Raw genomic sequence first — 12413 nt, 5'->3', positions numbered from 1 at the left:
GTGCCGGTTGGCCGGCATCCGGAATGGTTCCACTGGGAGGAAAATCGTGACCAATACAAAACTGTTGAAATCGACCGTGTTTGCCGCCGCCGCGCTTGGCCTGATGGCGTTTGCGTCGACCGCATCCGCGGCCGGTGTCGGCGCCTGCCTGATCACCAAGACCGACACCAACCCCTTCTTCGTCAAGATGAAGGAAGGCGCCACGGCGAAGGCCAAGGAAATTGGCGTCGATCTCAAGTCCTACGCCGGCAAGGCGGAAGGCGACAATGAAGGCCAGGTTGCGGCGATCGAATCCTGCATCGCCGACGGCGCCAAGGGCATTCTGATCACCGCCACCGACACGGTGGCAATTGTGCCGGCAGTGAAGAAGGCGCGTGATGCCGGAGTGCTGGTGATTGCGCTGGACACGCAGCTCGAGCCGGCCGACGCAGCGGACGCGACATTCGCAACCGACAATTTCAAGGCCGGCGAGCTGATCGGCTCCTGGGCCAAGGCAACCTTGGGCGACAAGGCCAAGGACGCCCATATCGCCTACATGGACCTGATTGCCAGCCAGCCGTCGGTCGACGTGCAGCGCGACCAGGGATTCATGAAGGGCTTTGGCATCGACCTCGGTGATCCCAAGAAGATCGGTGACGAGACCGATGCGCGCAATGTCTGCCATGATCTGTCGAGCGGCAACGAGGATGGCGGTCACACCGCCATGGAGAACTGCCTGCAGAAGGATCCAAACATCAATGTCGTCTACACCATCAACGAACCGGCAGCGGCCGGCGCCTATCAGGCGTTGAAAGCGGTCGGCAAAGAAAAGGACGTGTTGATCGTTTCCGTCGACGGCGGCTGCCCCGGCGTCAAGAACGTTACCGAGGGTGTGATCGGAGCCACATCCCAGCAATATCCGCTGCTGATGGCCTCCCTCGGCATTGAGGCGATCAAAGCCTTCGCCGATACTGGCAAGAAGCCCGAGCCGTCGCCCGGCCTGAATTTCTACAACACCGGCGTGACGCTGATCACCGACAAGCCGGCAGCGGGCGTCGAGTCCATCGACACAAAGGCAGGCCTCGCCAAGTGCTGGGGTTGATTTGACCCTCCGATCGGCTCAATCTTGAGACAACGATAAGAAGAATTGCGCGAGGCGCCACCGCCGCCTCGCGCAAATGGCGGGGAGGCCGTTTTGAGCGTTGAAACCACCAAGGCCAGCGGGCCACAGGAGTTCGAGAAGACTCTGGCCGCAAGCGACACCAGCGTCGCTTCCTTCGACACCCATTCGCGCACACCGCTGGAGAGCATCCAGCACCGGCTGCACAAAAGCCCGGCCATGGTGCCGTTGATCATCCTGCTCCTTTCGGTGATCTTGTTCGCCATCGTCGTCGGCGGACGTTTCTTTTCGCCGTTCACGCTGACGCTGATCCTGCAGCAGGTGGCGATTACCGGCATGGTGGGCATCGCCCAGACTCTCGTGGTGCTGACCGCCGGCATCGACTTGTCCGTCGGCGCCATCATGGTGCTGAGTTCGGTCGTCATGGGTCAGTTCGCCATGCACTACGGCGTCCCGGCCCCGATTGCCGTCGCTGTCGGCCTTCTGGTCGGAGCGCTGTGCGGCTTTGTCAACGGCATCCTCATCGCCAGGGTGAAGTTGCCGCCCTTCATTGTCACGCTTGGCACCTGGTCGATCTATGCGGCCATCAACTTCATCTATTCGGGCAACGAGACCATCCGCAGCCAGGATCTCGAAGCAAATGCACCGTTGCTGCAGTTCTTCGGCAATTCGTTCAAGATCGGCGGCGCCGTGTTCACCTATGGCGTGCTGCTGATGCTGATCATGGCGGCGATCGCCTGGTACGTGCTCAACCACACCGCCTGGGGACGGCATGTCTATGCGGTAGGTGACGACCCGGAGGCGGCTGAATTGTCGGGTGTTCGCGTCGACCGGATGCTGCTTGCGGTCTATACGCTCACGGGCATCATCTGTGCCATTGCCGGCTGGGCCTTGATTGGACGCATCGGATCGGTTTCGCCACAAGCAGGTCAGTTCGAGAACATCAACTCGATCACCGCCGTGGTGATCGGCGGCACCTCGCTGTTCGGTGGGCGCGGTTCCATTCTCGGGACCATCTTCGGCGCCCTTATCGTCGGCGTGTTTGCGCTCGGTCTGAGGCTCTGGGGCACGGATCCGCAATGGACGCAATTGTCCGTCGGCGCCCTTATCATCGTGGCGGTTGGCATCGACCAGTGGATCAGGAAGATCTCGGCATGACCCAGGCTCAGGACCCTATTCTCACCGCCCGCGGGCTCGTCAAACGCTATGGCCGCGTCACCGCCTTGGACAACGCCGACTTCGACCTCTATCCGGGCGAAATCCTTGCCGTCATCGGCGACAACGGCGCCGGCAAGTCGTCGCTGATCAAGGCGATTTCCGGTGCAGTCACGCCCGATGAGGGCGAGATCCGCCTCGATGGCAAACCTATTGCCTTCAAGTCGCCGATGGAGGCTCGCGAAGCAGGCATCGAGACCGTCTATCAGAATCTGGCGCTGTCGCCGGCGCTGTCCATCGCAGACAACATGTTCCTCGGCCGCGAAATCCGCAAGCCGGGCTTCCTCGGCCAATGGCTGCGCATGCTCGACCGTCCGGCAATGGAAAAGCGCGCCCGCGACAAGCTCACCGAACTGGGCCTGATGACCATCCAGAACATCAGCCAGGCGGTGGAAACGCTCTCGGGTGGTCAGCGCCAGGGTGTGGCGGTGGCGCGCGCTGCCGCCTTCGGCTCGAAGATGGTGATCATGGACGAGCCGACGGCGGCCCTTGGCGTCAAGGAGAGCCGCCGCGTGCTCGAGCTGATCCTCGATGTCAAGAAGCGCGGGCTACCGATCATACTCATCTCGCACAACATGCCGCATGTCTTCGAAGTGGCCGACCGCATTCACATCCATCGGCTGGGTCGCCGCCTCTGCGTCATCGATCCCAAGCAATATACGATGTCGGATGCCGTCGCCTTCATGACTGGAGCCAAGGTTCCGCCGGAGGCGGTGCTGGCGGCCTGAACTGTCAAATTGCCGCAGGGTAAGCCGGCACGGGCTCATCTAAATCGATTGAACATGTAGCGGTATCGGCTAGCATGGGCTGGGCGGAATGATGAAAGCCGGTATGATCATGGCAACCGCACGAGAGGCAGCATGACGCGCGCGATGACATCCGAACCCCTCCCGCCACTGCTCGAAAATCCTGATCCAGAGACGCTCGCAAGGGAAGTCTTGAAGGCGCTCAAATACCGGGTCGGCAAAGGTACCTCCGTTGCCACGCAGCACGACTGGCTGACCGCATCGATCAAGGTCGTGCGCGACCGCATCGTCGATCACTGGATGCAGGCGACACAGGAGGCCTACGCCCAGCAGGAAAAGCGCGTCTATTACCTGTCGCTGGAGTTTCTCATCGGCCGGCTGATGCGCGATGCCTTCTCCAATCTCGGCCTGATGGACAATATGCGCAAGGCGCTGTCGTCGCTTGGGGTCGACCTCGACCTCATCGCCTCGCTCGAGCCCGATGCGGCGCTCGGCAATGGTGGTCTCGGCCGGCTCGCGGCCTGCTTCATGGAAAGCATGGCAACGGTCAACATTCCGGCGCATGGCTATGGCATCCGCTACGCCAACGGCATGTTCCGCCAGGAGATTCACGACGGCTGGCAAGTCGAACTGCCTGAGACCTGGCTTGATCATGGCAATTCCTGGGAGTTCGAACGGCGCGAACGCTCCTTCGAGGTCGGTTTCGGCGGTTCGGTGGAATCGATCACCTCGAAGGACGGCCGCCTCGAGCGCCATGTCTGGAAGCCGACCGAGCACGTCCTGGCGGTCGCCTATGACACGCCCGTCGTTGGCTGGCGGGCCAACCGCGTCAACACGCTGCGGCTATGGTCGGGCATGCCGGTCGATCCGATCCTGCTCGACAAGTTCAATGCCGGCGACCACATCGGCGCGCTCGCCGAAAGCAACAAGGCCGATGCCTTGTCGCGCGTGCTCTATCCGGCGGATTCGCACAAGGCAGGGCAGGAGCTGCGGCTGCGGCAAGAGTACTTCTTCTCCACCGCCTCGCTGCAAGACATCCTGCAGCGTCATCTCAGCCAGTATGGCGATCTGCTGTCGCTGCCTGACAAGGCGGCGATCCATCTCAACGACACCCATCCGGCCATCGCGGTGCCGGAGCTGATGCGTCTGTTGATGGACGTCCACGGCATGGATTTTGACCAGGCCTGGAGCGTCACCAAGCGCACCTTCGGCTACACCAACCACACGCTGCTGCCCGAGGCGCTGGAAAGCTGGCCGGTGCCGCTGTTCGAGCGGCTTTTGCCGCGTCATATGCAGATCGTCTATGCGATCAACGCCGAGGTGCTTTTGGAGGCGCGTGCCTCCAACCAGTTTTCGGATGAGCAGATCAGCCGCATCTCGCTGATCCAGGAAAACGGCGACCGCCGGGTGCGCATGGGCAACCTGGCCTTTGTCGGCTCGCACTCGATCAACGGCGTCTCCGCGTTGCATACGGAATTGATGAAGGAAACGGTGTTTGCCGACCTCCATAAGCTTTACCCCGACCGCATCAACAACAAGACCAATGGCATCACGCCGCGGCGCTGGCTGATCCAGTGCAATCCCGGGCTGACGTCGCTCGCCCGCGAGGCGATAGGTGACCGCTTTCTCGACGACATCGACGCCATCAAGGGTCTCGATGTCTTCGCCGACGATGCCGCCTTTCGCGACAAGTTCGCCGCCGTCAAGCGTGCCAACAAGGTACGGCTGGCCAATCTCGTCGCCGAGCGGCTCGGCATCAAGGTCGATCCCTCGGCGCTGTTCGATATCCAGGTCAAGCGCATCCATGAATACAAGCGCCAGCTCCTCAACATCCTCGAAGCGATCGCGCTCTACGACCAGATCCGCTCGCACCCCGAGCGTGAATGGATGCCGCGCGTAAAATTCTTCGGCGGCAAGGCGGCGCCCAGCTATCACAACGCCAAGCTGATCATCAAACTCGCCAACGACGTCGCCAAGGTCATCAACCGCGACCCGGCCGTGCGCGGTTTGCTGAAGGTGGTGTTCGTGCCGAACTACAATGTCAGCCTGGCCGAGATCATGATGCCGGCAGCCGACCTTTCCGAGCAGATCTCGACCGCCGGCATGGAAGCGTCGGGCACCGGCAACATGAAGTTCGCGCTGAACGGTGCGCTGACCATCGGCACGCTCGACGGCGCCAATGTCGAGATCAAGGAGTGCGTCGGCGACGACAACATCTTCATCTTCGGCCTGACCACGGCGGAGGTCGCCGAGCGGCGCAACAATGGCTACAACCCGCGCGCTGTGATCGAAGCATCGTCCGAGCTGGCACAAGCAGTGGCCGCTGTATCGTCGGGCGTCTTCTCGCCGGATGATCCGGAGCGTTACCGCGACTTGATGAACGGTCTCTATCAGGGCGATTGGTTCATGGTCGCCGCCGATTTCGACGCCTACACCGCGACACAGCGCCAAGTCGATGCCGTCTGGCGCAACAGTCCCGACTGGTACGCCAAGGCAATCCGCAACGTTGCGCGTGTCGGCTGGTTCTCCTCCGATCGCACGATCCGCCAATATGCGAAAGAAATCTGGAACGTACCTGTCTGATGTGATTGCATGAGGCCGCGAACAATGTGGTCCAGGGGTGTGAAATGCACACCCTAAAACAAAACACTTGGTGCCCGGGGAGGGACGCTGCCTGATGAAGAAGCCGCGCGCGACCGCTGCCACAAGCGGGCCGGACGAACTGGCGGCAGCCAGCGATGTCGCGGCGATTGTTGCCGGCACGCATGGCGATCCCTTCGCGGTTCTTGGCGTCCATGAGGTCGGCAAGAGCCTGTTTGCCCGCTGCTTTGTCCCGCATGCGGAGTTCGTCACCGCCTATACGCTGACCGGCAATATCGCGGGTGAACTGTCGAGGCGCGACGACGGTGGTTTTTTCGAAGGCAAGCTCTCGATCCGCAAGCGTCAGCCGCTGCGCTATCATGCCAGGAACGCCGGCGGCGACTGGTGGCTGACGGATCCCTATTCATTCGGCCCGGTGCTCGGGCCGATGGACGATTACTACATCGCCGAGGGTTCGCATCTCAGGCTGTTCGACAAACTCGGTGCGCATGTCATCGAGCACGAGGGCGCCACGGGCGTGCATTTCGCCGTCTGGGCTCCCAATGCGCGGCGCGTCTCGGTGGTCGGCGATTTCAACGAATGGGACGGTCGCCGGCACTCGATGCGCGACCGTCGCGACACCGGCATCTGGGAAGTGTTCATCCCCGATATCGGCGCCGGCCGGCCCTACAAATACGAGATCATCGGCCCTGATGGCGTCAGGCTGCCGCTGAAGGCCGATCCGTTCGCCTTCAAGTCCGAACTGCGGCCGGCGACTGCCTCGGTGACCGCGGTGCCGCCGGCGCATCCGTGGGGCGACGAGGCACATCGCAGTTTCTGGCGCAATGCCGATGCCCGGCGCGAAGCCATCTCGATCTACGAGGTCCATGCCGGCTCCTGGCAGCTTCACGACGACGGTACCTTCCTGTCGTGGGACGAACTGGCTGATCGGCTGATCCCCTATGCAGTCGAGACCGGCTTCACCCATATCGAGTTCATGCCGATCTCCGAACACCCCTATGATCCGTCCTGGGGTTATCAGACGACCGGACTCTATGCGCCGTCGGCCCGCTTCGGCGATCCGGACGGCTTTGCCCGCTTCGTCGATGGCGCCCACCGTGCCGGCGTCGGTGTCATTCTCGACTGGGTACCGGCGCATTTTCCGGTCGACGAGCACGGCCTGGCCCATTTCGACGGCACCGCGCTCTACGAGCATGCTGACCCGCGCAAGGGGTTTCATCCCGACTGGAACACCGCGATCTACAATTTCGGCCGCCGCGAGGTGGTGTCGTTCCTCGTCAACAATGCCTTGTTCTGGGCCGAGAAATATCATGTCGACGGTTTGCGCGTCGATGCGGTCGCCTCGATGCTCTACCTCGACTATTCGCGCAAGCAGGGCGAATGGATCCCCAACGAGAAGGGCGGCCGCGAGAACCTCGAGGCGGTCAGCTTCCTGCAGAAGATGAACAAGGAGGTCTACGGCCACCATCCGGGCGTGATGACCATCGCCGAGGAATCGACCTCATGGCCGAAGGTCTCGGCACCGGTGCATGAAGGCGGGCTGGGCTTCGGCTTCAAGTGGAACATGGGCTTCATGCACGACACGCTGGAGTATTTCGCCAAGGAGCCGATTTTCCGCAAGCACCACCACAACGAGCTCACCTTCGGCCTGACCTACGCCTTCTCGGAGAATTTCGTGCTGCCGCTCTCGCATGACGAGGTCGTGCACGGCAAAGGCACGCTGCTTGGCAAGATGGCCGGCGACGACTGGCAGAAATTCGCGACGTTGCGGGCCTATTACGCCTTCATGTGGGGATATCCCGGCAAGAAGCTGCTGTTCATGGGGCAGGAGTTCGCGCAGCGCCGCGAATGGAGCGAGGCACGCGCGCTCGACTGGAACCTGCTTGAGTTCCGGCCGCATCGCGGCGTCTGGCAGACGGTGCGCGATCTCAACTATCTCTACCGTTCGCGCCCGGCGCTGCATGGCCGCGATTGCGAACCGGAAGGGTTTTCCTGGCTGATCGTCGACGACAGCCAGAATTCGGTTTTTGCCTGGCTGCGCAGCGCACCGGGCGGCAGCCCGGTGGCCGTCATCTCCAATTTCACGCCGGTGCCGCGCGACAATTATCGCGTGCCGTTGCCGACGGCTGGAAACTGGCGTGAAATCATCAACACCGACGCTTCGGTATATGGCGGTTCCGGCAAGGGCAATGGCGGCATGGTCGAGGCGCGGGCGGAGGGAGGAGGCATCTCTGCAACGATGCTTTTGCCGCCGCTGTCGACGATCATGCTCGAGCTTGTCGCAGACTGAGTAACTTGGGAGGGTAGAAATGGCAGACTTGAAACGGACCCAGCCGCTGGCGCGCGATGCCATGGCCTATGTACTGGCCGGCGGCCGTGGCAGCCGCCTCAAGGAGCTGACCGACCGGCGCGCCAAGCCGGCCGTCTATTTCGGCGGCAAGACGCGCATCATCGACTTCGCGCTCTCCAACGCGCTCAATTCCGGCATTCGCCGCCTTGGCGTCGCCACCCAGTACAAGGCGCATTCGCTGATCCGCCATCTGCAGCGCGGCTGGAACTTCCTGCGGCCCGAACGAAACGAGAGTTTCGACATCCTGCCGGCCAGCCAGCGCGTCTCGGAAACGCAGTGGTATGAGGGCACGGCCGACGCGGTTTACCAGAACATCGACATCATCGAGGCCTACGGGCCCGAATACATGGTCATCCTCGCCGGCGACCACATCTACAAGATGGACTACGAGATGATGCTTCGCCAGCACGTCGACGCCAATGCCGACGTCACCGTCGGCTGCCTCGAAGTGCCGCGCATGGAAGCCACCGGCTTCGGCGTCATGCACGTCGATGGCAAGGACAACATCATCGCCTTTGTCGAAAAGCCCGCCGATCCGCCCGGCATTCCCGACAGGCCGGAGTTCGCGCTGGCCTCGATGGGCATCTATGTGTTCAAGACCAAGTTCCTGATGGAGCAACTGCGCCGTGACGCCGCCGAGCCGGGGTCGAGCCGCGACTTCGGCAAGGACATCATTCCCTATATCGTCCAGCACGGTAAGGCGATCGCCCACCGCTTCGCCAAGTCCTGCGTCCGCTCGACCGCCGAGAACGAGGCCTACTGGCGCGATGTCGGAACGGTCGATGCCTATTGGGAAGCCAATATCGACCTCACCGACATCACGCCGGAACTCGACCTCTATGACCGCGACTGGCCGATCTGGACCTATGCCGAATTGAAGCCGCCGGCAAAGTTCGTGCATGACGAGGATGGCCGCCGCGGTTCGGCCGTTTCCTCGCTGGTCTCGGGCGATTGCATCGTCTCGGGTGCTTCGCTGAAGAGAAGCCTGATCTTCACCGGTGCGCGCATCAATTCCTATTCGACACTGGAAGAGGTGGTCATGCTGCCCGACGTTCATGTCGGCCGGAACGCAAAGTTGAAGCGCGTCGTCATCGACCATGGTGTTAGGATACCGGAAGGGCTGGTGGTTGGCGAAGACCCCGTCCTCGACGCCAAGCGCTTCCGCGTTTCCGAAAAGGGCATCTGCCTGGTCACCCAGGATATGATCGACAAGCTGGCGCTTTAGAGCAATTCCAGGAAAAGTGTGAAACGGTTTTCCGTCCGGAATTGTGTCAAGACAAAGAACTCTAGGACAGACGGGATCGGATTGTAGGCGCATGCAGGTTCTGTCGGTCACGCCCGAGATTTTTCCGCTGATCAAGACCGGCGGGCTTGCCGACGTGACCGGCGCGCTGCCCATCGCGCTGGCGGCCAAGGGCGTGATCATGCGCACGCTCATTCCCGGCTTTCCGACCGTGATGGCGGCCTTCAAGAAAAAGAAGGCCGTTCTGCAATATCCCTTGCTGCAGGGCGCCAAGGCTTCCGTTTATTCCGTCCAGCTCGCCGGGCTCGAACTGTTCGTGCTCGACGCGCCGCATCTGTTCGACCGTCCCGGCGGCCCCTATGGCAATGCGACCGGCGTCGACTGGCCGGACAATTGGCGGCGTTTCGCGGCGCTGAGCCAGGTCGGCGGCGACATTGCCGGCGGTGCCATCTCAGGCTACCAGCCGGACGTCGTCCATGCCCATGACTGGCAGTCGGCGATGACGCTGGCTTACATGCGCTACGGCAAGGCGGTCGGCATCCCATCGATGATGACCGTCCACAACCTTGCCTTCCAGGGCCAGTTCGGCGCCGGCATCTTCGGCGAGCTTGGCTTGCCGGCGGTGGCGATGGCGCTCGACGGTGTCGAATATTATGGCGGCGTCGGCTTCCTCAAGGCCGGCCTGCAGGCGGCCTGGGCGATCACCACGGTCAGTCCGACCTACGCGCAGGAGATCCGCTCGCCAGAATTCGGCATGGGTCTCGACGGCCTCATCAACATGCGCTCCAGCGATCTCTATGGCATCGTCAACGGCATCGACACCGGCATCTGGGATCCGGAAACCGACAAGCATCTGGTCTCCACCTACACGGCCAGGACGCTGAAGGCGCGCGCGCCCAACCGTGCTGCCGTCGAGGAGCGCTTCAGCCTCGATCGCGACGACAGCCCGATTGTCTGCGTCATCAGCCGCCTGACCTGGCAGAAGGGCATGGACATACTCGCGCTGGTGGTCGACGGCATCGTTGCCAGGGGCGCGCGGCTGGCCATCCTGGGTTCGGGCGATGCCGGCCTCGAAGGCGCGCTGCTTGCCGCCGCGGCTCGGCATCGTGGCCGCATCGGCGTCGTCATCGGCTACGACGAGGGACTGTCACACATCATGCAAGGCGGCTGCGACGCCATCGTCATTCCCTCGCGCTTCGAACCCTGCGGGCTGACGCAGCTTTACGGCCTGCGCTATGGCTGCGTGCCGGTGGTTGCCCGCACCGGCGGCCTGGCCGATACGGTCATCGATGCCAACGAGGCTGCCGTTTCGGCCGGCGTGGCGACCGGCTTCCAGTTCACGCCCAACAATGGCGGCGCCCTGCTGCACGCCTTGCGTCGACTCGTCGACGCACATGCCAGTCCGGCGGTCTGGGAATCGCTGCAGCGCCAAGGCATGAAAGCCGATGTGTCGTGGGACAAGAGCGCCGAAAAATACGTCGAACTCTATCGCTCGCTGCTTTCGAAAAGGGTTGCCTGAAGCATGATACGGACCGTCCCCACCAAGCCCTATTCCGATCAGAAACCCGGCACGTCGGGCCTGCGCAAGAAGGTGCCGGTGTTCCAGCAGGAGCACTATGCGGAGAACTTCATCCAGTCGATCTTCGACGCGCTCGACGGTTTCAAGGGCAAGACCCTCGTGATCGGCGGTGACGGCCGCTTCTACAACCGCGAGGTCATCCAGAAGGCGATCGCCATGGCCGCCGCCAACGGCTTCGGCAAGGTGATGGTCGGGCAGGGCGGCATCCTGTCGACGCCGGCCGCCTCGCATGTCATCCGCAAATACAAGACCTTCGGCGGCATCATTCTGTCGGCAAGCCACAATCCGGGTGGCCCGCACGAGGATTTCGGCATCAAGTACAATGCCGGCAATGGCGGTCCGGCGCCGGAAAAGCTGACCGACGCGATCTTCGAAAAGACCAAGACGATTGCGAGCTTCAAGACCACTGACATCGCAGCGATAGACATCGACACGATCGGCACGGTCGATGCCGCTGGCATGACGGTCGAGATCATCGACCCGGTCGCCGACTATGCCGAACTGATGGAAAGCCTGTTCGATTTCGACGCCATCCGCGCCAATTTCAAATACGGCTTTCGCATGCGCTTCGACGCCATGCATGCGGTGACCGGGCCCTACGCCAAGGAGATCCTCGAAAACCGGCTTGGCGCGCCCAACGGCACCTGCCGCAACTTCAAGCCGCTGCCGGATTTCGGCGGCCACCACCCGGATCCGAACCTCGTCCATGCCAAACACCTCTATGACGAGATGATGGGAGCGGACGCGCCGGATTTCGGCGCCGCTTCCGACGGCGACGGCGACCGCAACCTGATCATCGGCAAGGGTATCTTCGTCACCCCGTCGGATTCGGTCGCCATGCTTGCCGCCAACGCCCGCCTGGCGCCCGGCTATAAGGAAGGCCTGAAGGGCATCGCCCGCTCGATGCCGACCAGTGGCGCGGCCGACCGTGTCGCCGAAAAGCTCGGCATCGGCATCTATGAAACGCCAACCGGCTGGAAATTCTTCGGCAATCTGCTCGACGCCGACATGGCGACGATCTGCGGCGAGGAAAGTGCCGGAACCGGCTCCAACCATGTCCGCGAAAAGGACGGCCTGTGGGCGGTGCTGTTGTGGCTCAACATCCTCGCCGCGCGCGGCGAAAGCTGCAAGCAGATCGTCACCGAGCATTGGGCGACCTATGGGCGCAATTACTATTCGCGCCACGACTATGAGGAGGTCGAGAGTGATCGCGCCAACGCGCTGGTCGACGAACTCCGCTCCAAGCTCGGCTCATTGCCTGGCACCAGCGTGCGCGGCATGACAATCGCCAGCGCCGACGACTTTGCCTATCACGATCCGGTCGACGGTTCGACCAGCGAACACCAGGGCATCAGGGTGCTGTTCGAGGGCGGTTCGCGCGTCGTCTTCCGGCTTTCCGGCACCGGCACGTCGGGCGCGACCTTGCGCGTCTATATCGAGCGCTACGAGCCGGACAAGTCGAGGCACGATCTCGATACCCAGGCCGCCCTTGCCGATCTGATTTCGGCGGCCGATGATATTGCCGGGATTCGCAGCCATACCGGCCGCGCCAAGCCGAGTGTCATCACTTAATGAAATCT

The 12413-nt window shown here is 62.4% G+C and carries 8 protein-coding genes; all 8 read left to right on the top strand.

Features of this window, described 5'->3' with window-relative positions:
- Window positions 1-103: 103 nt before the first annotated feature.
- The gene (locus ACFFNA_RS27725) at window positions 104-1081 is read left to right on the top strand and encodes a sugar ABC transporter substrate-binding protein (protein ID WP_378923822.1); all 978 of its coding nucleotides are present in this window, start codon (window positions 104-106) and stop codon (window positions 1079-1081) included.
- Window positions 1082-1174: 93 nt separating this feature from the next.
- The gene (locus ACFFNA_RS27720; RefSeq protein WP_378923129.1) at window positions 1175-2257 is read left to right on the top strand and encodes an ABC transporter permease; all 1083 of its coding nucleotides are present in this window, start codon (window positions 1175-1177) and stop codon (window positions 2255-2257) included.
- On the top strand, window positions 2254-3042 hold the full coding sequence (locus ACFFNA_RS27715; RefSeq protein ID WP_378923128.1) for an ATP-binding cassette domain-containing protein: 789 nt from the start codon (window positions 2254-2256) through the stop codon (window positions 3040-3042). The genes ACFFNA_RS27720 and ACFFNA_RS27715 overlap by 4 nt, the downstream gene beginning before the upstream one ends.
- 132 nt (window positions 3043-3174) lie before the next feature.
- Window positions 3175-5643, top strand: coding sequence for a glycogen/starch/alpha-glucan phosphorylase (locus ACFFNA_RS27710; RefSeq protein ID WP_378923127.1), 2469 nt, complete (start codon window positions 3175-3177; stop codon window positions 5641-5643).
- Between the two features lie 94 nt (window positions 5644-5737).
- On the top strand, window positions 5738-7951 hold the full coding sequence (glgB, locus tag ACFFNA_RS27705) for a 1,4-alpha-glucan branching protein GlgB (RefSeq protein WP_378923126.1): 2214 nt from the start codon (window positions 5738-5740) through the stop codon (window positions 7949-7951).
- A 19-nt stretch (window positions 7952-7970) separates the two neighbouring features.
- Entirely contained in the window at window positions 7971-9236 is a 1266-nt protein-coding gene (gene glgC / locus ACFFNA_RS27700; protein WP_378923125.1) for a glucose-1-phosphate adenylyltransferase, read from the top strand.
- A gap of 91 nt (window positions 9237-9327) precedes the next feature.
- Complete coding sequence (gene glgA / locus ACFFNA_RS27695; RefSeq protein ID WP_378923124.1) at window positions 9328-10773, top strand: glycogen synthase GlgA; 1446 nt, start codon at window positions 9328-9330, stop codon at window positions 10771-10773.
- A gap of 3 nt (window positions 10774-10776) precedes the next feature.
- The gene (locus ACFFNA_RS27690) at window positions 10777-12405 is read left to right on the top strand and encodes an alpha-D-glucose phosphate-specific phosphoglucomutase (RefSeq protein ID WP_378923123.1); all 1629 of its coding nucleotides are present in this window, start codon (window positions 10777-10779) and stop codon (window positions 12403-12405) included.
- The last annotated feature ends 8 nt before the right edge of the window (window positions 12406-12413 follow it).

Origin of the sequence: Mesorhizobium kowhaii (assembly GCF_042431665.1) — a bacterium.
Lineage (GTDB): Bacteria > Pseudomonadota > Alphaproteobacteria > Rhizobiales > Rhizobiaceae > Mesorhizobium > Mesorhizobium kowhaii.
The sequence above is the reverse complement of the archived record's forward strand: the minus strand, read 5'-3'. Positions and strand labels throughout refer to the sequence as shown.

Bases quoted from the DNA above. Each gene is read 5' to 3' on its own strand.
- glgA (WP_378923124.1), top strand. From the start codon at position 9,328: ATGCAGGTTCTGTCGGTCACGCCCGAGATTTTTCCGCTGATCAAGACC.
- ACFFNA_RS27710 (WP_378923127.1), top strand. From the start codon at position 3,175: ATGACGCGCGCGATGACATCCGAACCCCTCCCGCCACTGCTCGAAAAT.
- ACFFNA_RS27725 (WP_378923822.1), top strand. From the start codon at position 104: ATGGCGTTTGCGTCGACCGCATCCGCGGCCGGTGTCGGCGCCTGCCTG.
- ACFFNA_RS27715 (WP_378923128.1), top strand. From the start codon at position 2,254: ATGACCCAGGCTCAGGACCCTATTCTCACCGCCCGCGGGCTCGTCAAA.
- ACFFNA_RS27690 (WP_378923123.1), top strand. From the start codon at position 10,777: ATGATACGGACCGTCCCCACCAAGCCCTATTCCGATCAGAAACCCGGC.
- glgC (WP_378923125.1), top strand. From the start codon at position 7,971: ATGGCAGACTTGAAACGGACCCAGCCGCTGGCGCGCGATGCCATGGCC.
- glgB (WP_378923126.1), top strand. From the start codon at position 5,738: ATGAAGAAGCCGCGCGCGACCGCTGCCACAAGCGGGCCGGACGAACTG.